A 21,753-nucleotide genomic window follows, 5' to 3' on the forward strand; every position below is an offset into this window, starting at 1 on the left:
AAGGCCTACGACATTCGCGGCAGGCTGGGCGAAGAGCTCAATGAAGATATCGCGTGGCGGATTGGCCGCGCCTACGGCGAATATTTAAAACCGAAAACCATCGTGCTGGGCGGCGACGTGCGCCTGACCAGCGAGGCGCTGAAGCTGGCGCTGGCGAAAGGGTTACAGGACGCGGGCGTTGACGTGCTGGATATCGGTATGTCCGGCACAGAAGAGATTTACTTCGCCACCTTCCACCTCGGCGTGGACGGCGGTATTGAGGTGACCGCCAGCCATAACCCGATGGACTACAACGGCATGAAGCTGGTGCGCGAGGGCGCCCGCCCGATAAGCGGCGACACCGGTCTGCGCGACGTTCAGCGTCTGGCGGAAGCGGGCGACTTCCCGCCGGTGAACGAGGCCGCGCGCGGCAGCTACAGACAAATCAGCCTGCGCGACGCCTACATCGACCACCTGCTCGGCTATATCAGTGTTAACAATCTCACCCCGCTGAAGCTGGTGTTTAACGCCGGCAACGGCGCGGCGGGGCCGGTCATTGACGCCATCGAAGCGCGCCTGAAGGCGCTGGGCGCGCCGGTGGAGTTCATCAAAATCCACAACACCCCGGACGGCACCTTCCCGAACGGCATTCCCAACCCGTTGCTGCCGGAGTGTCGCGACGACACCCGCAAGGCCGTTATTGAACACGGGGCGGACATGGGCATCGCCTTTGACGGCGACTTCGACCGCTGCTTCCTGTTCGATGAGAAAGGGCAGTTTATCGAGGGGTACTACATCGTCGGGCTGCTGGCGGAAGCGTTTCTGGAAAAACACCCGGGGGCGAAGATTATCCACGACCCGCGCCTGACCTGGAACACGGAGGCAGTGGTGACGGCGGCGGGCGGGACGCCGGTGATGTCAAAAACCGGGCACGCCTTTATCAAGGAGCGGATGCGTACGGAGGATGCCATTTATGGTGGGGAAATGAGCGCGCATCACTATTTCCGTGATTTTGCCTACTGCGACAGCGGGATGATCCCGTGGCTGCTGGTGGCGGAGCTGGTGTGCCTGAAGGGGCAGTCGCTGGGTGAACTGGTCCGCGACCGGATGGCGGCGTTTCCGGCGAGCGGGGAAATCAACAGCAGACTGGCGGAGCCGGCGGCGGCCATTGCGCGGGTGGAAGCGCACTTCGCGGAAGAGGCGCAGGCGGTGGACCGCACGGACGGCCTCAGCATGTCGTTCCCGGACTGGCGTTTCAACCTGCGCTCGTCAAACACCGAACCGGTGGTGCGCCTGAATGTGGAATCACGCGGCGATATTCCGCTGATGGAAGCGCGAACACGCACTCTGCTGGCGCTGCTGAATCAGTAACGTCAGATCTCCCCTTACCGCCTGCGGGTAAGGGGCCAATCACAGGAACAACGATGACAAATCTAAAAAAGCGCGAACGAGCCAAAACCAATGCATCGTTAATCTCTATGGTGCAACGCTTTTCAGATATCACCATCATGTTTGGCGGGCTGTGGTTCATCTGTGAAGTCAGTGGACTGCCATTCCTGTACATGCACCTGTTGGTGGCGCTGATTACGCTGGTTGTTTTTCAAATGCTGGGCGGGATAACCGATTTTTATCGCTCCTGGCGCGGCGTCAAAATGTCGACAGAGTTAACGCTGTTACTGCAAAACTGGACGCTGAGCCTGATCTTCAGCGCCGGTCTGGTGGCGTTTAATGATGACTTTGACAACCGCCTCGCCACCTGGCTGGCCTGGTATGCGCTGTCCAGCCTGGGCTTAGTGTTATGCCGTTCATTTATTCGTTTCGGCGCGGGCTGGCTACGCAATCGTGGTTATAACACTCGCCGGGTCGCCGTCGCCGGAGATTTGCCTGCGGGCCAGGCGTTGCTGGATAGCTTCCGTAATGAGCCGTGGCTGGGTTTTGAGGTGGTGGGCGTCTATCACGATCCCAAACCGGGCGGCGTCTCTGCTGACTGGGCCGGGAACTTCGAGCAGTTAATTGACGATGCGAAAGCCTCGCGAATTCACAATGTTTATATCGCCATGTCAATGAGCGACGGCGCCATGGTGAAAAAACTGGTGCGCGAGCTGGCCGACACCACCTGCTCGGTGATCCTTATTCCCGATGTGTTCACCTTTAATATTCTCCACTCGCGCGTGGAGGAGATGAGCGGCGTTCCGGTCGTTCCGCTGTATGACACGCCGCTATCAGGGATTAACCGTCTGCTTAAACGGGCAGAGGATATCGTGCTGGCGTCGCTGATTCTGCTGCTCATCTCACCGGTACTGTGCTGCATTGCGCTGGCGGTCAAATTGAGCTCGCCCGGGCCGGTGATTTTCCGTCAGACGCGCTACGGGATGGACGGCAAGCCGATCAAAGTCTGGAAGTTCCGCTCAATGAAGGTAATGGAGAACGATAAGGTCGTTACCCAGGCGACACAAAACGATCCGCGCGTCACCCGGGTAGGTAACTTTTTGCGTCGTACCTCGCTGGATGAATTACCGCAGTTTATCAACGTATTAACCGGCGGGATGTCTATCGTCGGTCCTCGCCCGCACGCGGTGGCGCATAACGAACAGTATCGTCAGTTGATTGAAGGTTACATGCTACGCCACAAGATGAAGCCGGGCATCACCGGCTGGGCGCAAATTAATGGCTGGCGCGGTGAGACCGATACGCTGGAGAAAATGGAAAAACGCGTGGAGTTCGACCTGGAATACATCCGCGAATGGAGTATTTGGTTCGATATCAAAATCGTTTTTCTGACGATTTTTAAAGGGTTTGTTAATAAAGCGGCGTATTAAGAACCTGATCCACAAGGCTATTTACTTGCCATATCGAACCAGGGCAGCGTGTACGCTCCGGTTTTCCCGCGCTGTCCGTGTTCAATCTGGCGGCGCCAATGACGCCTTGTGAACAGGTTCTGGAGAAAAGAATGAGTTTACGACAAAAAACGATCAGCGGCGCTAAATGGTCGGCTATCGCCACGATAGTGATTATCGGTCTGGGGTTAATTCAGATGACGGTGCTGGCGCGGATCATCGACAACCACCAGTTTGGCCTGTTGACCGTCTCGCTGGTGATTATCGCGCTGGCCGACACGATCTCGGACTTTGGCATCGCGAACTCGATTATCCAGCGTAAAACGATTGGGCATCTGGAGCTGACCACGCTCTACTGGCTAAACGTTGGGCTTGGGATTGTGGTATTTGCGGTGGTCTTTTGGCTGAGCGATGCGATTGCCCATGTTTTGCATAACCCGGATCTCGCGCCGTTAATCAAAACGTTGTCGCTGGCGTTCATCGTGATCCCTCACGGGCAGCAGTTCCGCGCGCTGATGCAAAAAGAGCTGGAGTTCAATAAGATCGGCATGATCGAAACGACCTCAGTGCTGGCGGGGTTCACCTTTACGGTGATTAGCGCCCATTACTGGCCGCTGGCGTTAACCGCGATTCTCGGCTATCTGGTGAACAGCGCGGTGCGAACGCTGCTGTTTGGTTACTTTGGCCGCAAGATTTATCGTCCGGGGCTGCATTTTTCGCTGGCATCGGTGTCCACGAACCTGCGTTTTGGCGCGTGGCTGACGGCGGACAGTATCGTCAATTACATCAACACGAATTTATCGACGCTGGTACTGGCGAGAATTCTCGGCGCAAGCGTCGCCGGGGGATATAACCTCGCGTACAACGTGGCGGTTGTGCCGCCGGCGAAGCTTAACCCCATCATTACTCGCGTGCTATTTCCGGCATTCGCCAAAATCCAGGACGATACCGAGAAGCTGCGCGTCAACTTCTATAAGTTGCTTTCCGTGGTGGGAATTATCAATTTTCCCGCGCTGTTGGGCCTGATGGTAGTGGCGAACAATTTTGTGCCGTTAGTGTTTGGCGAGAAGTGGAACAGCATTATCCCGATCCTGCAATTGCTGTGCGTGGTGGGGCTGTTGCGCTCGGTCGGCAACCCGATTGGTTCGCTGCTGATGGCGAAAGCGCGCGTGGATATCAGCTTTAAATTCAACGTCTTTAAAACGTTTCTGTTTATCCCGGCAATTCTCATTGGCGGCCATCTGGCGGGGGCGATTGGCGTGACGCTGGGGTTCCTGGTGGTGCAAATCATCAACACCATTCTGAGCTATTTCGTGATGATTAAGCCAGTACTCGGCTCCAGCTATCGTCAGTATATTCTCAGCCTGTGGCTACCGTTTTATCTCTCATTGCCAACATTTATTACCAGCTACGGCGCAGGAAAGCTGGTCGACGGCTATTTACCGTTGTCAGGGGTATTCGCACTACAGGTTGTAGTCGGTATTTTGAGTTTTATTTTAATGATTATTTTTTCACGCAATGCGCTGGTGATGGAAATTAAAAATCAGCTTGTTGGCAGTGCAAAAATGAAAAAGTTATTACGTGTCGGATGACGGGGATATAAGAGGCTATTTATGAAATTATTAATTTTAGGCAACCACACATGCGGCAACCGTGGTGATAGCGCCATTATGCGCGGTTTGCTTGATGCCATCCGTCAACAGGCACCAGAGGCGGAGATGGATGTGATGAGCCGTTTCCCGGTGAGTTCCGCTTGGTTGCAGGGGCGCCCGATTATTGCCGACCCGCTGTATCAGTTAAGTCAGAAACAGCAGGCGGCGGCAGGACTTAACGGTCGGGTGAAAAAAGTATTACGCCGTCGTTTTCAGCATAAAATTTTATTGTCTAAAGTCGCCCAGGAAGGATCGCTGCGTAATTTTGCTATCGCGCCGGAATTTGCCGAATTCGCACAATTTATTGCGCAGTATGACGCCGTCATTCAGGTGGGCGGTTCAAACTATGTCGACTTATACGGTTTGACTCACTTTGAATATCCGCTGTGCGCGTTTATGGCGAACAAACCAATTTATATGGTGGGACATAGCGTCGGCCCTTTCCAGAACCCTGACTTTAACCAGCTCGCCAATTATGTTTTTGGGCGCACCAGTGCGCTGATCCTGCGTGAAACCGTCAGCCGCGATCTGATGACCGCTGCGCAGATCGATACCCGGAAAGTGGAGCAGGGGGTGGATACCGCCTGGTTAGTCGAACGCCGTCACGACGAGTTTGTTGCCAGTTATGCTGTCCAGCACTGGCTGGACGTCACCGCGCGCCGCAAAACCGTCGCGATTACGTTGCGCGATCTGGAGCCGTTTGATAAACGCCTGGGCACCACTCAGCAGGCCTATGAGCAGGCATTTGCCCAGGTCGTGAATCGCCTGATTGCGGACGGTTATCAGGTACTGGCGCTGTCGACCTGCACCAGTATCGATCGCTATAACCGCGATGACCGGATGGTTGCGTTACGGATGGCTAAGTATGTAAACGACTCAGAACATTTCCATATCGCGATGGACGAACTCAATGACGTGGAAATCGGAAAGATCCTCGCCTCCTGCGTACTGACCATCGGGACGCGCCTGCATTCCGCTATTATCTCCATGAATTTTGGCACGCCCGCTATCGCCATTAATTATGAACATAAATCCGCCGGGATTATGCAGCAGCTAGGCCTGGCGGAATTGGCTATTGATATCCGTCACTTGCTGAACGGTTCATTACAAAGCGTGGTGGCCGATACGCTCAATCAACTGCCTGCGCTAAAGGCAAAAGTGGCTAACGCCGTCACCGAGGAGCGGGCGAAAGGGTTCACGATGATCAAATCCGTTCTCGACAGAATTCGGGAGGCGCAATGAAAGTCAGCTTTTTTCTGCTGAAATTTCCACTCTCATCGGAAACCTTTGTGCTGAATCAGATTACTGCGTTTATTGATATGGGCCATGAGGTGGAGATTGTCGCGTTACAAAAAGGCGATACCCAACATACTCACGCCGCCTGGGAGAAGTATGGCCTGGCGGCGAAAACCCGCTGGTTACAGGATGAGCCCCAGGGACGGCTGGCGAAACTGCGCTACCGGGCATGTAAAACGCTGCCGGGGCTGCATCGGACGGCGACCTGGAAAGCGCTCAATTTTACCCGCTATGGCGATGAATCACGCAATTTGATCCTTTCCGCGATTTGCGCGCAGGTGAGCCACCCTTTTGTGGCGGATGTGTTTATCGCACACTTTGGTCCGGCGGGCGTGACGGCGGCCAAACTACGCGAACTGGGCGTGCTTCGCGGCAAAATAGCGACTATTTTCCACGGGATTGATATTTCCAGCCGCGAAGTGCTCAGTCATTACACGCCGGAGTATCAGCAGTTGTTTCGTCGTGGCGATCTGATGCTGCCCATCAGCGAACTGTGGGCCGGTCGCCTGAAAAGTATGGGCTGTCCGCCGGAAAAGATTGCCGTTTCGCGCATGGGCGTCGACATGACGCGTTTTACCCATCGTCCGGTGAAAGCGCCAGGGATGCCGCTGGAGATGATTTCCGTCGCGCGCCTGACCGAGAAAAAAGGCCTGCATGTGGCGATTGAAGCCTGTCGGCAACTGAAAGCACAGGGCGTGGCGTTTCGCTACCGCATTCTGGGGATTGGCCCGTGGGAACGTCGGCTGCGCACGCTCATCGAGCAGTATCAGCTAGAGGATGTCATTGAGATGCCGGGGTTTAAACCGAGCCATGAAGTGAAGGCGATGCTGGATGACGCCGATGTTTTTTTGCTGCCGTCGATTACCGGTACGGATGGCGATATGGAAGGTATTCCGGTAGCGCTGATGGAGGCGATGGCGGTAGGGATTCCCGTGGTATCTACCGTGCATAGCGGTATTCCGGAACTGGTGGAGGCCGGCAAATCCGGCTGGCTGGTGCCGGAAAACGATGCGCAGGCGCTGGCGGCCCGACTCGCTGAGTTCAGCCGGATTGACCACGACACGCTGGAGTCGGTGATCACGCGCGCCCGTGAAAAAGTGGCGCAAGATTTTAATCAGCAGGCGATTAATCGCCAGTTAGCCAGCCTGCTACAAACGATATAAAAGAGGTGGTATGCCCGCGACTAAATTCTCCCGACGTACCCTCCTGACGGCAGGTTCTGCGCTTGCTGTTCTTCCTTTTCTGCGCACCTTGCCGGTACAGGCGCGTGAACCTCGCGAGACCGTCGATATTAAGGATTATCCGGCGGATGACGGTATCGCCTCGTTCAAACAGGCCTTCGCCGACGGACAGACCGTGGTCGTACCGCCAGGATGGGTGTGTGAAAATATCAATGCGGCGATAACGATTCCGGCGGGAAAAACGCTGCGGGTACAGGGCGCGGTGCGTGGGAATGGCCGGGGACGGTTTATTTTGCAGGACGGGTGTCAGGTGGTGGGGGAGCAGGGCGGCAGTCTGCACAATGTGACGCTGGATGTTCGCGGGTCGGACTGTGTGATTAAAGGCGTGACGATGAGCGGCTTTGGCCCCGTCGCGCAAATTTTCATCGGTGGTAAGGAACCGCAGGTGATGCGTAATCTCATTATCGATGACATCACTGTTACCCACGCCAACTACGCCATTCTCCGCCAGGGATTTCATAACCAAATGGACGGCGCGCGGATTACGCATAGCCGCTTTAGCGATTTGCAGGGGGACGCCATTGAGTGGAATGTCGCGATTCACGACCGCGACATCCTGATTTCCGATCATGTCATCGAACGCATTGATTGTACCAATGGCAAAATCAACTGGGGGATCGGCATCGGGCTGGCGGGTAGTACCTATGACAACAGTTATCCTGAAGACCAGGCAGTAAAAAACTTTGTGGTGGCCAATATTACCGGATCTGATTGCCGACAGCTGGTGCACGTAGAAAATGGCAAACATTTCGTCATTCGCAATGTGAAAGCCAAAAACATCACGCCCGATTTCAGTAAAAATGCGGGTATTGATAACGCAACGATCGCAATTTATGGCTGTGATAATTTCGTCATTGATAATATTGATATGACGAATAGTGCTGGGATGCTCATCGGCTATGGCGTCGTTAAAGGAAAATACCTGTCAATTCCGCAAAACTTTAAATTAAACGCTATTCGGTTGGATAATCGCCAGGTTGCTTATAAATTACGCGGCATTCAAATTTCCTCCGGTAACACCCCCTCTTTTGTCGCCATCACCAACGTACGGATGACGCGTGCTACGCTGGAACTGCATAATCAACCGCAGCACCTCTTTCTGCGTAATATCAACGTGATGCAAACTTCAGCGATTGGCCCGGCATTAAAAATGCATTTCGATTTGCGTAAAGATGTCCGTGGTCAATTTATGGCCCGCCAGGACACGCTGCTTTCCCTCGCTAATGTTCATGCCATCAATGAAAACGGGCAGAGTTCCGTGGATATCGACAGGATTAATCACCAAACCGTGAATGTCGAAGCAGTGAATTTTCCGCTGCCGAAGCGGGGAGGGTAAGTACCGTTATTTTTACGAAAATTCCTGGGAAAAAGTTGTTCATACTTAATGTTATGGTGCCGACTAAGACGTAATGTAGAGCGTGCCATCATTATCCCTGGCAGCAGAGTAATTCATGCTGGCGAAAACAAGCTAAAGAGCTATAATTCAGCAACCATTTTACAGGTGGAAGAAACAATGATGAATTTGAAAGCAGTTATACCGGTAGCGGGTTTGGGTATGCATATGTTGCCTGCCACCAAGGCAATCCCAAAAGAGATGCTACCGATCGTCGACAAGCCAATGATTCAGTACATTGTCGATGAGATTGTGGCTGCAGGGATCAAAGAAATCGTACTGGTGACTCACGCGTCTAAAAACGCCGTTGAGAACCACTTCGACACCTCTTATGAACTTGAATCACTTCTTGAACAGCGCGTTAAGCGTCAGCTCTTGGCGGAAGTGCAATCTATCTGCCCACCGGGCGTGACGATTATGAACGTTCGCCAGGCGCAGCCGTTAGGGCTGGGGCACTCTATTCTGTGCGCGCGTCCGGTCGTGGGCGATAACCCTTTCATTGTGGTACTCCCGGATATTATTATTGATGATGCTACCGCCGATCCGCTACGCTATAACCTTGCGGCGATGGTGGCGCGTTTCAATGAAACGGGTCGCAGCCAGGTGCTGGCGAAGCGCATGAAAGGTGATTTATCGGAGTATTCCGTTATCCAGACGAAAGAACCTCTGGATAATGAAGGCAAAGTCAGCCGGATTGTGGAGTTTATCGAAAAACCGGATCAGCCGCAGACGCTGGATTCCGATTTGATGGCGGTAGGCCGTTATGTGCTTTCAGCCGACATCTGGGCGGAACTGGAAAGAACCGAACCGGGCGCCTGGGGCCGCATCCAGCTCACCGATGCCATTGCAGAACTGGCGAAAAAACAGTCGGTTGACGCGATGCTAATGACGGGTGACAGCTATGACTGCGGTAAAAAAATGGGCTACATGCAGGCATTTGTGAAGTACGGGCTGCGCAACCTGAAAGAAGGAGCGAAGTTCCGTAAGAGCATAGAGCAGCTTCTGCATGAATAAGTATTAACAACCGTGATAAATGGTTGGTGATAAACATAATAACGGCAGTGAACATTCGAAGCGGCAAGTTGGCTGAAACGAGTGTTGACTGCCGTTTTAGTTTTGTATAAAGGGCTTAAGTAACAAGGGGTTATCTGGAGCATTTTAATGCTGATTTTATAAGATTAATCCTTGTTTCCGGATGCAATTAATAAGACAATTAGCGTTTAAGTTTTAGTGAGCTTTGCCCTGCCGGGCGAGGTTTGTAACAAGTCGATATGTACGCAGTGCACTGGTAGCTGATGAGCCAGGGGCGGTAGCGTGTCCTGAATAATTATAATATCGTATTTATAAAGATTATTTTTAGAAAACAATAAGAATAATTTTTTTATTTGAGAGACTTAGCATGATATATTATATTTTTATTGTAATTTTTCCGTTTTTTTCATTTGTTAAGAATAAAAATATAAAAATTTACGGCTTGATGCTAAGTTTTTTATTTCTTGTCTCGTTTTGTTCTTTACGTTGGCAGACTGGTACTGATTGGCTCCCCTATTACGATGATTTCATGAGTCCAGGGAATCGACATGACTTTGAAATCGGGTATGTATTATACGTCAAATTAATAAGATATTTGACAGATAATTATACATTGTTTCTATTCACTACATCAATTATTCCTATTGCGTTAATATTCTGGGGATGCCTGAAAACACAAAAAAATATATCATTAACTATTCTGTCTGTTTGTGTTTTTTATAGTTATTATTATCTAGGGTCTTTTTTTGGGGCTGAAAGAAGAATTATTGCAATTGGGTTATCTTTTTTCGCTTTAATCCAATATAAAAGTAATAAAAAGGTGCAATCGCTTATTCTTATTCTATGTGCATCGACATTTCATATCTCGTCTTTAGTTACCTTATCTGTTTTTTTAATCAATAAGTTATCTTTAAACTTATATAAAATATTACTTGTGCTTGGTGCCATTCTATCATTGCCTTTGTCACATTATTTATCAGATATAATTTCTTCCGTTATTAGTCTAATTCCTGTCGAAATTGTTCGCTATAAACTCACTGTTTATACTCAAAATGCACAAGAATATGGTTCCATAAGTATATCTGGAATTTTAAAAAGGGTGGTAATTTCTGCTATTTTTATTTACACATTATCTTTTGATATAAAAAATAATAAGGCAAATTTATTTTTGGTAAAAACATATTTATTTGGAACTATCATATATTTATTTTTATCTCCGATCTCAGCCATGTTCTCAGTAATTAGTATATATTTTACTATAGTCGAAATATTGTTGATTCCTGCAGTATTAGTGCGTGTAGGAATTTTTACACGGATTCCTGCTCTAATTTTTATAGTGATTTTTTATTTTGGCTATCAAGTGTACTCTATACTAGGGTCTTATCCTGAACTTTTCTATCCTTACATATCAGTATTTTCAGAAATTCAGCGTCAAGGTATTTACTAATGTTATTAATATATACGGGTTCGTATCCAGATGATAAATGTGGAGTAGGTGATTATGTTTATAACCTAAACCAAGAAATTAAAAAGAATTATACAGTTAACGTTGTCAAACTATCCTTATTCGAATTAATCTATAAAATAGTTTCTAATAGAAAAATTATCAAACTTATTAATATTCAATATCCATCGATTGGATTTTCGACAAACAAAATTGCGGCTTTTAAACCTCATGTTGCATTTATCTTAGCTAAGTTAGTTGGCTTAAAAACCTCGATAACGCTACACGAATTTAGTAGTTTATCAAAGAGAGCTCAATATTTCCTAAAAATTTTTAAGCTTGCTGATTATATAATCTTTACAACTCAGTATGAGAAGAATATAGGTGAAAAAACATTATTTAATTCTGTAAAAACAAGACTAATTCCTATCGCATCTAACATACCTTCTTGCCAAAAGAAAGAAAAAAAATTTGATCTTGTCCATTTTGGTATAATTTCCAAAGGAAAGGGAATAGAAGAATTTATCTGGATTATTAAAGAGCTTAATAAGAAAAATATTAAATTCCGCTCTGCCTTGATTGGTTATGTTCCTGGCGCTGACAATAGTTATGCCAATTTAATTATAGAACAGTGTACAGAACAAAAGTGCGAGTTACTTTTAAATAAATCAGCAGCCGAAATATCAACTCTGCTAGCTGAAACTGACATGGCTATATTACCATATCCCGATGGCATCTCAGAACGGAGAGGTACTGCCCTTGCTGCGATGATTAATCGAGTGTTAGTATTTTCCCTAAGGGGGCAGTTTTCGTCTGAATTTGAAAATATTGCCGTATTAGGGAACGATAAAAATGATCTTTTGAGTAAGGTTTTATATTATATAAATAATACAGATAGCTTTGCCAAAATTAATGATAGTGCCTATGAGTACTCTGAAAAAAGAAATTGGCAGTCGATCGCTCAACTGTATATAGGACTAATAAACAATGATAGTAATAAATAATTATTTTAGTGGTGTTTTAAAAAGAGGAATACCGATTTATACTGAAGAGTTAGTTCTTCAAATGAAAAAGGACTCTATGCAAGTCTGTGAATTAACTTGTCCAAAAGTCCTATACCCTTTACCTGCTTTTATACATAATTTTTTATTCATATTCTATGAACAAATACTTACTCCGCTTATTGGAATTATATTAAAGTCAAAATTTAATATCTATCCATATAATAGTACATCAATTATAGACGCGTACTTGGGTAAATCAGTGGTTATTATTCATGATCTAATAAGCTTAAGAAAAAAGAATCATTCTTTATCCGCGAAATATGTCTCATATTGTATGCTCAAAGCATCACAATTAAAAGCCGATTATATATATATATCAAAAACAACTAAGCGTGTTATAGATAGCATTGAACTCTTTAAAAATTGTAAAGGCTATTATTTCCCAAACACATTTTTTCGTTTCGAGGAAATTGCGAAAAAAAATACGATTCTTGATCTTGGATATATATTACTGGTAACAGGGGTGGGTGATAATAAAGATCTCGATGGTGCTTTGAAATTATATTCATCTATTAGCAAGGATGAACGATTGCCGCTTAAAATATTAGGCTGTGGAAATGCCATAGAGAGGGTAAAAAAAATAATTGATGACCATAAAGTCAAAAGTGAAATTGAAGTTATTCCTTTCCTGGATCTTGATGATGTTGTAAGTCTTTATTGTAACTCTACCTTTATTTGGGCACATTCGAAATATGAGGGTTATGGAAGAGCTGTAGCAGAGGCTAAGTTGTCCCATAAAAAGATTTTATGTACACAAATATCAGCCTTTATGGAACAAAAAGATGAAAATGTATATCTTTATACTAATCAAAATGACTTTTACATCCAATATAAAGCTGTGTTAGCTAGCAAGTATAAAGATATCCATGAACAATTGATAGAACATGAAATTTTTAAATCCCAACTCGAGTTTTTATATGGAAAAAAGTAAAATACTCATCCTCACCCCACGATTTCCGTATCCAGTGGTAGGAGGGGATAGGTTAAGGATATATCGCATTTGTAAGGAATTGTCTAAATACTACACATTAGATTTGCTAAGTTTATGCGATAGTATCGAAGACTTAAATTTTATAGTAAAAAATGATCATGTCTTTGATAAAATTTTCCGGATCTATCATCCTAAAATAAAAAGTTATTTTAATGTATTAAAAGCATTACCTGGTAGAAAACCACTTCAGATAGCTTATTATAAAAACACTGAATTTGAAAATAAACTTAATGAGATAATTGGGAATTATGATTTGACTCTTTCTCATCTCATTCGTGTTGGTGATTACACTTTAAATAAGCCTGGCTTGCATATTCTTGAAATGACTGATGCAATTTCCTTAAATTATTCGCGTATAAAAAAAGAAGCTCCGAAAAATTCTTTAAAAAGCATCATTTACTCTATCGAGCAAGAACGATTATTAAAATATGAAAAAGAAGTTTATGGTCGCTATTCACTCATATCGTTAATATCAGAGGTTGACAAAAAATTCCTTTTTGGGAATAAGAATGATAACATTTTGGTTTGTAATAATGGCGTTGATCTTGAGGATTATCCTTTTACAAAGAGAGTCATTGAAAATACCAATATAATTAATCTTATTTTTATTGGGAACTTGTGTTCATTCCAAAATTTTGACGGAGTGAAATGGTTCGTAAAAAATATTCTACCATCAATAAATAAAAATAATAACGGTAAGAAATATATTTTCCACATTTTAGGTAAAATAAACAAAAGTGATAAACTATATTTACAAGGTTTTGAAAATGTTGTGGTGAGTGGCAGCGTTACAAATATGGCTGATGCGGCTAAAATAGGACATATCGGAATTTGCCCAGTTCGGTTTGGTGCAGGTGTACAAAATAAAATATTAGAATATATGGCTCTTGGACTTCCAACTATCACATCCCGAATGGGTTATGAGGGTATAGAAGCAAATATTGGTGAAGAGATATTAATTGCTGATAATAGTGATGAGTACTTGAAGTCATTAGAAACTTTGAGTGAAAATTCTGTATATCAAATGATTGCTAAGAATGCGCGAAATTTTGTTGCGGAGAAATTTAATTGGTCAACGCGTTTATCAGTTTTGGTGAAAAATATTGAGAGGTTAACAGGAAAATGATTACACCAATAATTATGGCTGGGGGAAATGGAAGTCGGTTATGGCCACTTTCTCGAACGTTATATCCTAAACAGTTTTTATGTTTAGATGGCTCTCAAAGTATGCTTCAGACCACAATTACGCGAATTAATAATTTGAATGCTTCAGATCCTATTGTTATTTGTAATGAGCAGCACAGGTTTATTGTTGCAGAACAGCTTAAAGAATTATCTAAATCATCTGGCGATATAATTTTAGAACCTGTTGGACGTAACACGGCCCCTGCAGTAGCCTTGGCAGCTTTAAAATGCCTTAAGAAAAACGCTTTACTGTTAGTATTGGCTGCTGACCATATAATTAAGGACGAAGAAACGTTTTGTAAGACTATACAAGACGCTAGAAAATATGCCGAAGCAGGAAAATTAGTTACGTTTGGTATTGTACCTACCATGCCAGAGACAGGTTATGGTTATATACGGCGTGGGCAAGCTCTTTTCTCTGCAGAAAATGATTGTTCTTTGGCGTTTAGGGTGGCTGAATTTGTCGAAAAACCCAATCTAGAAACGGCTCAGAGTTATCTTGATTCTGGTGAGTATTACTGGAACAGCGGTATGTTTTTATTTAGGGCAGATCGATATATTGAAGAGTTAAAAAAATTTCGCCCTGATATTTATAAAGCTTGCTCATTAGCGATGGAATCTGCTGTTACGGATCTCGATTTCATTCGAGTGGATGAAGATTCATTTTGCGCTTGCCCGGATGAATCAATTGATTATGCAGTGATGGAAAAGACGAATGACGCGGTTGTCGTACCTTTAAATGCGGGTTGGAGTGATGTCGGTTCGTGGTCTTCTCTTTGGGAGATAAGTGATAAAGATAGTAATGGTAATGTGACTAAAGGCGATGTATTAAGCCACAATGCAGATAATTGCTATCTCCATGCAGAAACGGGTTTGGTAACCGCTGTTGGTGTCAAAGATCTTATAGTCGTGCAAACGAAAGATGCCGTTTTGGTTGCAAACACAAACTGTGTTCAAGATGTTAAGAAAATTGTTGAAAAAATTAAATTAGAAAATCGTCATGAGCATATAACTCATCGGGAAGTTTATAGACCATGGGGTAAATACGATTCAATCGATTTCGGTGAGCGTTATCAGGTAAAGAGAATCACTGTAAAACCCGGAGAAGGAATTTCAGAGCAGCAACATTATCATCGCGCGGAACACTGGATTATCGTTGCAGGTACCGCAAAAATAACCATAAAAGGTGAAGTGAAAATTTTAACTGAAAATGAATCCGTATATATCCCTGTCGGTGTTAAGCACTGCCTTGAAAACCCAGGGAAAATTGCACTTGAGCTTATTGAAGTAAGATCCGGTGCATATTTAGGGGAGGATGATATTGTTCGTTTTTCAGATAAGTATGGTCGTAATTAAGGAATAACGTAATAATGAATAATTTAACTTGTTTTAAGGCCTACGACATTCGCGGCAGGCTGGGCGAAGAGCTCAATGAAGATATCGCGTGGCGGATTGGCCGCGCCTATGGCGAATATTTAAAACCGAAAACCATCGTGCTGGGCGGCGACGTGCGCCTGACCAGCGAGGCGCTGAAGCTGGCGCTGGCGAAAGGGTTACAGGACGCGGGCGTTGACGTGCTGGATATCGGTATGTCCGGCACAGAAGAGATTTACTTCGCCACCTTCCACCTCGGCGTGGACGGCGGTATTGAGGTGACCGCCAGCCATAATCCGATGGACTACAACGGCATGAAGCTGGTACGCGAGGGCGCCCGCCCGATAAGCGGCGACACCGGTCTGCGCGACGTTCAGCGTCTGGCGGAAGCGGGCGACTTCCCGCCGGTGAACGAGGCCGCGCGCGGCAGCTACAGACAAATCAGCCTGCGCGACGCCTACATCGACCACCTGCTCGGCTATATCAGTGTTAACAATCTCACCCCGCTGAAGCTGGTGTTTAACGCCGGCAACGGCGCGGCGGGGCCGGTCATTGACGCCATCGAAGCGCGCCTGAAGGCGCTGGGCGCGCCGGTGGAGTTCATCAAAATCCACAACACCCCGGACGGCACCTTCCCGAACGGCATTCCCAACCCGTTGCTGCCGGAGTGTCGCGACGACACCCGCAAGGCCGTTATTGAACACGGGGCGGACATGGGCATCGCCTTTGACGGCGACTTCGACCGCTGCTTCCTGTTCGATGAGAAAGGGCAGTTTATCGAGGGGTACTACATCGTCGGGCTGCTGGCGGAAGCGTTTCTGGAAAAACACCCGGGGGCGAAGATTATCCACGACCCGCGCCTGACCTGGAACACGGAGGCAGTGGTGACGGCGGCGGGCGGGACGCCGGTGATGTCAAAAACCGGGCACGCCTTTATCAAGGAGCGGATGCGTACGGAGGATGCCATTTATGGCGGGGAAATGAGCGCGCATCACTATTTTCGTGATTTTGCCTACTGCGACAGCGGGATGATCCCGTGGCTGCTGGTGGCGGAGCTGGTGTGCCTGAAGGGGCAGTCGCTGGGTGAGCTGGTCCGCGACCGGATGGCGGCGTTTCCGGCGAGCGGGGAAATCAACAGCAGGCTGGCGGAGCCGGCGGCGGCCATCGCGCGGGTGGAAGCGCACTTCGCGGAAGAGGCGCAGGCGGTGGACCGCACGGACGGCCTCAGCATGTCGTTCGCCGACTGGCGTTTCAACCTGCGCTCGTCAAACACCGAACCGGTGGTGCGCCTGAATGTGGAATCACGCGGCGATATACCGCTGATGGAAGCGCGAACGAAAGAAATTCTTCAGCTACTCAATTCATAAAAAGCAGCCCTTCTTTATGGAGGGCTAACTTTTCGGATATTCTCTAACCAATTCGTAGTATAAAGCCAATAAATATTAAGTGTGTTTGATTGTTGTTGGTTTCCATTTCTAATAGATATAAGGTTTTCGCTATGTTCTTTTCGGACAGTATAAATAATCATTGATATGATTATTTATTTTACCTTCCTGGTAATATTAATTATTATGGGGCTAATAATAATTGATGTCATCCTGTAACTTCCCACGAATATTTATTTACTTTAAGTTTACATCCGGAAAGTAAAAATGCGAACTATAAAAGCGATTAACAACTTTAAAGTTGATTTATTTATTACTTTTTTTCTTATTGCGCTAGGATTTTATCTTCGAACTATATTTGTCTCTAAGATGGGCGCTGATTTAACAGGTGTGATGTTGTTATTTACACAACTGACTGCTTATTTAAATCTCGCCGAGCTTGGCATAGGGGTAGCTGCGGCAAGCCTTTTATACAAGCCGCTGAGTGAGGGGGATTATGCAAAAATAAAATACTTAACTTTATTACTGTCTACAATCTATAGATATATCTCGTTTTTAGTTTTATTGATAGGTATAGTAATTGGCTTTGGTATTTACTTTTTCATCGATTCTGTTAATGCAGTAAGTCACGTTTTTATTTATTGGGCATTTTTTGTAATAAATACATCTTTAACTTATTCTTATGCAAAGCATTCAACTCTATTAACTGCAAATCAGCAATATTCAGTAGTCCGTAAAATACAGGGTGGCGGGAAAATATTAATTATTGCGCTGCAAATATTGCTATTAGTCACCACACATAATTTCTTACTCTATTTGCTCGTTGAAACTATTGGCGTGATAGTACAGTATTTTATATTTAAAAATATTATTAATAACGACATCCATTTTAAGGTAGTTCCACAATCTATTAGCGATGATGAAAAAACAACATTAAAAAATGAATTAAAAATAAAAATAAAAAACATGTTTTTTCATAAGATTGGTGGTGTGTTAGTTTTAAATACTGATTATTTGCTAGTTTCAAAATTTCTTAATTTAAGCTACGTCACGATTTATGGAAGTTATATGATGGTCTTCCAGGTTGTGACTGTGCTTATGTCCAGTTTTGTTAATGCCATTACAGCTAGTGTGGGTAATTTTTTAATCAATCAAAATGATGATGAAGTTACCAGTATTGCAAAACAATTTAACACAGTATTTATAGCATTGGCTACCTTCATTTCTTTGAATATGTATTTTTTGGTTAATGACTTTATTACCAACTGGATAGGCGAAAAATTCATACTAGGTAATGGTATTGTTATATTAATGCTTGTTAATGTATTTATAAGTGTCATTAGGATTCCTTGTGATATTTTTAAAAACGCAACTGGCTTTTTTGGGGACGTATATTATCCTTTGCTTGAGGGGGGGAGTAATTTATTTTTTTCCGCGCTCTTAGCTTTTTATATTGGTCTTCCTGGTATTATTATAGGCACGATTATATCCAATGTATTAATTACATTAATTGCAAAACCATTATATCTATATGGTAAAATGTTTGGTAGATTTAATGCATTGAAAAAGTACCTGTCCTTTGTACTGAAACCTTTAATATTCTCATTTGTTATTTTTGCTGTTTTTTATTTTGCAAGGGAACAAATAATTTTCTTTAAAGCTTCCAACTGGTTTGACTTTATGAGTAAGCTTACTATTGTATCACTGGTAAGTATGATTATAGTTTTTGCGGTTTTTTATGCAGATGCTAACTTTAGGTCTTTTGTTAAAAGAATTTTACGCGTGGTATTTTAAGTTAACCAGGCGGGAAAATATCCGCCGAACCATAATGTGCTATTAATGGATAAGTATTTAATATGCTTTACGCTGTAAAATTTGTAGCACATAATGGTGAAATATATGTAACTTCCACACCTGACAGGAGTATGTAATGTCCAAGCAACAGATCGGCGTCGTCGGTATGGCAGTGATGGGGCGCAACCTCGCGCTCAACATCGAAAGCCGTGGTTATACCGTCTCCGTTTTCAACCGCTCCCGTGAAAAGACCGAAGAAGTGATTGCCGATAATCCCGGCAAAAAGCTGGTGCCTTATTACACGGTGAAAGAGTTTGTTGAATCCCTCGAAACGCCTCGTCGTATCCTGTTAATGGTGAAAGCGGGCGCAGGTACTGATGCAGCTATCGATTCGCTGAAACCGTATCTGGAAAAAGGCGATATCATTATTGATGGCGGTAACACCTTCTTCCAGGACACAATCCGTCGCAATCGCGAGCTGTCTGCGGAAGGTTTTAACTTTATCGGTACCGGTGTTTCCGGTGGTGAAGAGGGCGCGCTGAAAGGGCCATCTATCATGCCTGGCGGTCAGAAAGATGCCTATGAACTGGTGGCGCCGATCCTGACGAAGATTGCTGCTGTGGCGGAAGATGGCGAACCGTGCGTGACCTATATCGGCGCCGATGGTGCTGGTCACTACGTCAAGATGGTCCACAATGGTATTGAATATGGCGATATGCAGCTTATCGCTGAAGCTTACTCCCTGCTGAAAGGCGGCCTGAACCTCAGCAATGAAGAGTTGGCGAACACTTTTACCGAGTGGAATAACGGCGAGCTGAGCAGTTATTTGATCGACATCACTAAAGACATCTTCACTAAAAAAGATGAAGACGGAAACTACCTGGTGGATGTCATTCTTGATGAAGCCGCCAACAAAGGGACCGGTAAATGGACCAGCCAGAGCGCGCTGGATCTGGGCGAACCGCTGTCGCTAATTACCGAATCCGTCTTTGCGCGTTACATCTCTTCGTTGAAAGCACAACGTGTTGCCGCATCTAAAGTGCTCTCCGGCCCGAAAGCGCAACCGGCAGGCGACAAAGCGGAATTTATCGAGAAAGTGCGTCGCGCGCTGTATCTTGGCAAGATCGTCTCCTATGCGCAGGGCTTCTCGCAGCTACGCGCCGCGTCTGATGAATATCACTGGGATCTCAACTACGGCGAGATTGCTAAGATTTTCCGTGCGGGTTGTATCATTCGCGCTCAGTTCCTGCAGAAAATCACCGATGCTTACGCAGAAAACGCTGGTATTGCCAATTTGCTGTTAGCGCCTTACTTCAAGAAAATTGCTGATGAGTACCAGCAGGCGCTGCGTGATGTTGTGGCTTACGCGGTGCAGAACGGCATTCCGGTGCCGACATTCTCTGCGGCAGTGGCTTACTATGACAGCTATCGCGCCGCAGTACTGCCAGCTAACTTAATTCAGGCGCAGCGTGACTACTTTGGTGCGCACACCTATAAACGTACTGATAAAGAAGGTGTTTTCCATACCGAATGGTTGGAATAATTTCTGCAAAATGTTTAAGCCCGGTTTAATACCGGGCTTTTTTTTATCTCTATTCTTATTGATTTATCGCTTTTGCTTAATATTAACTTAATAATCTGTGTTTATCGTAATGAAGATAATCTGAATTGTTTTCGTCTGCGTTGCACTTTATATACTCAGGCGTTAAAACTTTAATATCTTATCAGGATGCGAAATACATCATGATTCATAATTAAGTTAATTCTGAGAGCAAATAATGAAAATCACGATATCCGGGACGGGTTATGTTGGCTTGTCTAATGGTTTGCTTATTGCACAACACCATGAAGTGGTGGCGTTAGACATTGTTCCTTCCCGTGTTGAACTGTTAAATGATCGGATATCTCCGATTGTTGATAAAGAAATTCAGCAATTTTTAAAGGAAGATAACATCAGATTCAGGGCAACGCTGGATAAGTTTGATGCATACCAGAATGCAGATTACGTCATCATTGCTACGCCTACGGATTACGATCCCAAAACCAACTATTTTAATACGTCCAGTGTGGAATCGGTCATTCAGGATGTGATCAGCATCAACCCCGCAGCCGTGATGATTATTAAGTCTACGGTGCCGGTTGGCTTCACGGCGGCAATGCGTCAGAAGTTTGCGACAGAAAATATCATTTTCTCTCCGGAGTTTTTACGTGAAGGTAAAGCCCTTTACGATAACCTTTATCCCTCCCGTATCGTGATTGGGGAACAGTCTGAACGCGCCAGAGAATTTGCCGCATTACTCCAGGAAGGCGCTATTAAACAGGAGATTCCAACGCTGTTTACGGACTCCACTGAGGCGGAAGCTATTAAACTTTTCGCCAATACTTATCTCGCTATGCGAGTCGCTTATTTTAATGAATTAGACAGCTATGCTGAAACGTTAGGATTAAATACCCGACAAATTATTGAAGGGGTGTGCCTCGACCCGCGTATTGGCAATCATTATAATAATCCCTCTTTTGGTTATGGCGGATATTGTTTGCCAAAAGATACCAAACAGTTGCTGGCTAATTATCAGTCGGTGCCTAATAATATTATCTCCGCTATCGTTGAAGCAAACCGTACGCGTAAAGATTTTATTGCCGACGCTATCCTCGCCAGAAAGCCTAAAGTGGTGGGCATTTATCGCCTGATTATGAAGAGTGGCTCCGATAACTTCCGCGCCTCATCGATTCAGGGGATTATGAAGCGCATTAAAGCGAAAGGCGTAGAGGTCATCATCTATGAGCCGGTAATGGAAGAAGATACTTTCTTTAACTCACGTCTTGAACGTGATTTGCACTGCTTTAAACAGCAGGCGGATGTCATTATTTCCAACAGGATGGCGGCAGAGCTTTTGGATGTTGCTGAAAAAGTGTATACCCGCGATCTTTTCGGTAGTGATTAATAAGGCAATCGGGGCTGATGAGTCCCGATGATTTATTGACCATATGGAAATAATGTCTGATTTTTATCATTAATCCTATGGCATATATTTGCTTTATGACTACACTGTCTCCAGCTTCATCCTTTTTTTAGTTAGGGTATC

General features: G+C 45.3%; 16 protein-coding genes. All 16 read left to right on the forward strand.

Annotated features, from left to right (window positions below; translation table 11 throughout):
* Window positions 1-1,350 (forward strand): colanic acid biosynthesis phosphomannomutase CpsG (gene cpsG / locus ABVN36_RS12030; RefSeq protein ID WP_143552958.1); only part of this gene is annotated, 1,350 nt, incomplete at its 5' end.
* A gap of 53 nt (window positions 1,351-1,403) precedes the next feature.
* Entirely contained in the window at window positions 1,404-2,798 is a 1,395-nt protein-coding gene (gene wcaJ / locus ABVN36_RS12035; RefSeq protein ID WP_000183155.1) for an undecaprenyl-phosphate glucose phosphotransferase, read from the forward strand.
* A 131-nt stretch (window positions 2,799-2,929) separates the two neighbouring features.
* The gene (wzxC, locus tag ABVN36_RS12040; protein WP_023139021.1) at window positions 2,930-4,408 is read left to right on the forward strand and encodes a colanic acid undecaprenyl disphosphate flippase WzxC; all 1,479 of its coding nucleotides are present in this window, start codon (window positions 2,930-2,932) and stop codon (window positions 4,406-4,408) included.
* Between the two features lie 21 nt (window positions 4,409-4,429).
* Complete coding sequence (gene wcaK / locus ABVN36_RS12045; protein WP_000770901.1) at window positions 4,430-5,710, forward strand: colanic acid biosynthesis pyruvyl transferase WcaK; 1,281 nt, start codon at window positions 4,430-4,432, stop codon at window positions 5,708-5,710.
* Window positions 5,707-6,927: a colanic acid biosynthesis glycosyltransferase WcaL gene (gene wcaL, locus ABVN36_RS12050; RefSeq protein WP_023139020.1), complete on the forward strand. Its 1,221-nt coding sequence runs from the start codon at window positions 5,707-5,709 to the stop codon at window positions 6,925-6,927. Before wcaK ends, wcaL begins: the two co-directional genes overlap by 4 nt.
* Before the next feature lie 10 nt (window positions 6,928-6,937).
* Window positions 6,938-8,341, forward strand: coding sequence for a colanic acid biosynthesis protein WcaM (gene wcaM / locus ABVN36_RS12055; protein WP_023139019.1), 1,404 nt, complete (start codon window positions 6,938-6,940; stop codon window positions 8,339-8,341).
* Window positions 8,342-8,518: 177 nt separating this feature from the next.
* Window positions 8,519-9,412 (forward strand): GalU regulator GalF, encoded by an 894-nt coding sequence (gene galF, locus ABVN36_RS12060; RefSeq protein ID WP_000981469.1) that lies wholly within the window; start codon window positions 8,519-8,521, stop codon window positions 9,410-9,412.
* 385 nt (window positions 9,413-9,797) lie between these two features.
* On the forward strand, window positions 9,798-10,877 hold the full coding sequence (locus ABVN36_RS12065; protein ID WP_071590697.1) for an EpsG family protein: 1,080 nt from the start codon (window positions 9,798-9,800) through the stop codon (window positions 10,875-10,877).
* Complete coding sequence (locus ABVN36_RS12070) at window positions 10,877-11,878, forward strand: glycosyltransferase family 1 protein (protein ID WP_000924688.1); 1,002 nt, start codon at window positions 10,877-10,879, stop codon at window positions 11,876-11,878. The genes ABVN36_RS12065 and ABVN36_RS12070 overlap by 1 nt, the downstream gene beginning before the upstream one ends.
* The gene (locus ABVN36_RS12075) at window positions 11,862-12,869 is read left to right on the forward strand and encodes a glycosyltransferase (RefSeq protein ID WP_023139018.1); all 1,008 of its coding nucleotides are present in this window, start codon (window positions 11,862-11,864) and stop codon (window positions 12,867-12,869) included. Before ABVN36_RS12070 ends, ABVN36_RS12075 begins: the two co-directional genes overlap by 17 nt.
* Window positions 12,856-14,055 carry a glycosyltransferase gene (locus tag ABVN36_RS12080; protein ID WP_000415706.1) on the forward strand — a complete coding sequence of 400 codons (1,200 nt, stop codon included), beginning with the start codon at window positions 12,856-12,858 and terminating at the stop codon, window positions 14,053-14,055. The genes ABVN36_RS12075 and ABVN36_RS12080 overlap by 14 nt, the downstream gene beginning before the upstream one ends.
* A complete protein-coding gene (locus ABVN36_RS12085; RefSeq protein WP_000632420.1) occupies window positions 14,052-15,470 on the forward strand; it encodes a mannose-1-phosphate guanylyltransferase/mannose-6-phosphate isomerase in 1,419 nt (472 codons plus the stop codon). Before ABVN36_RS12080 ends, ABVN36_RS12085 begins: the two co-directional genes overlap by 4 nt.
* A 14-nt stretch (window positions 15,471-15,484) precedes the next feature.
* Window positions 15,485-16,855 (forward strand): colanic acid biosynthesis phosphomannomutase CpsG, encoded by a 1,371-nt coding sequence (gene cpsG, locus ABVN36_RS12090; protein WP_080182576.1) that lies wholly within the window; start codon window positions 15,485-15,487, stop codon window positions 16,853-16,855.
* Window positions 16,856-17,140: 285 nt separating this feature from the next.
* Window positions 17,141-18,667, forward strand: a complete 1,527-nt coding sequence (locus tag ABVN36_RS12095; protein WP_024156511.1) for a lipopolysaccharide biosynthesis protein — start codon at window positions 17,141-17,143, stop codon at window positions 18,665-18,667.
* Window positions 18,668-18,803: 136 nt separating this feature from the next.
* Window positions 18,804-20,210 (forward strand): NADP-dependent phosphogluconate dehydrogenase, encoded by a 1,407-nt coding sequence (gndA, locus tag ABVN36_RS12100; RefSeq protein ID WP_023138012.1) that lies wholly within the window; start codon window positions 18,804-18,806, stop codon window positions 20,208-20,210.
* A gap of 235 nt (window positions 20,211-20,445) precedes the next feature.
* Window positions 20,446-21,612 (forward strand): UDP-glucose 6-dehydrogenase, encoded by a 1,167-nt coding sequence (gene ugd / locus ABVN36_RS12105; RefSeq protein WP_000704833.1) that lies wholly within the window; start codon window positions 20,446-20,448, stop codon window positions 21,610-21,612.
* The last annotated feature ends 141 nt before the right edge of the window (window positions 21,613-21,753 follow it).

It is taken from the genome of Salmonella sp. SJTUF15581 (assembly GCF_043356775.1).
Lineage (GTDB): Bacteria > Pseudomonadota > Gammaproteobacteria > Enterobacterales > Enterobacteriaceae > Salmonella > Salmonella enterica.

Bases quoted from the DNA above. Each gene is read 5' to 3' on its own strand.
- wcaJ (WP_000183155.1), top strand. From the start codon at position 1,404: ATGACAAATCTAAAAAAGCGCGAACGAGCCAAAACCAATGCATCGTTA.
- wzxC (WP_023139021.1), top strand. From the start codon at position 2,930: ATGAGTTTACGACAAAAAACGATCAGCGGCGCTAAATGGTCGGCTATC.
- wcaK (WP_000770901.1), top strand. From the start codon at position 4,430: ATGAAATTATTAATTTTAGGCAACCACACATGCGGCAACCGTGGTGAT.
- wcaL (WP_023139020.1), top strand. From the start codon at position 5,707: ATGAAAGTCAGCTTTTTTCTGCTGAAATTTCCACTCTCATCGGAAACC.
- wcaM (WP_023139019.1), top strand. From the start codon at position 6,938: ATGCCCGCGACTAAATTCTCCCGACGTACCCTCCTGACGGCAGGTTCT.
- galF (WP_000981469.1), top strand. From the start codon at position 8,519: ATGATGAATTTGAAAGCAGTTATACCGGTAGCGGGTTTGGGTATGCAT.
- ABVN36_RS12065 (WP_071590697.1), top strand. From the start codon at position 9,798: ATGATATATTATATTTTTATTGTAATTTTTCCGTTTTTTTCATTTGTT.
- ABVN36_RS12070 (WP_000924688.1), top strand. From the start codon at position 10,877: ATGTTATTAATATATACGGGTTCGTATCCAGATGATAAATGTGGAGTA.
- ABVN36_RS12075 (WP_023139018.1), top strand. From the start codon at position 11,862: ATGATAGTAATAAATAATTATTTTAGTGGTGTTTTAAAAAGAGGAATA.
- ABVN36_RS12080 (WP_000415706.1), top strand. From the start codon at position 12,856: ATGGAAAAAAGTAAAATACTCATCCTCACCCCACGATTTCCGTATCCA.
- ABVN36_RS12085 (WP_000632420.1), top strand. From the start codon at position 14,052: ATGATTACACCAATAATTATGGCTGGGGGAAATGGAAGTCGGTTATGG.
- cpsG (WP_080182576.1), top strand. From the start codon at position 15,485: ATGAATAATTTAACTTGTTTTAAGGCCTACGACATTCGCGGCAGGCTG.
- ABVN36_RS12095 (WP_024156511.1), top strand. From the start codon at position 17,141: ATGCGAACTATAAAAGCGATTAACAACTTTAAAGTTGATTTATTTATT.
- gndA (WP_023138012.1), top strand. From the start codon at position 18,804: ATGTCCAAGCAACAGATCGGCGTCGTCGGTATGGCAGTGATGGGGCGC.
- ugd (WP_000704833.1), top strand. From the start codon at position 20,446: ATGAAAATCACGATATCCGGGACGGGTTATGTTGGCTTGTCTAATGGT.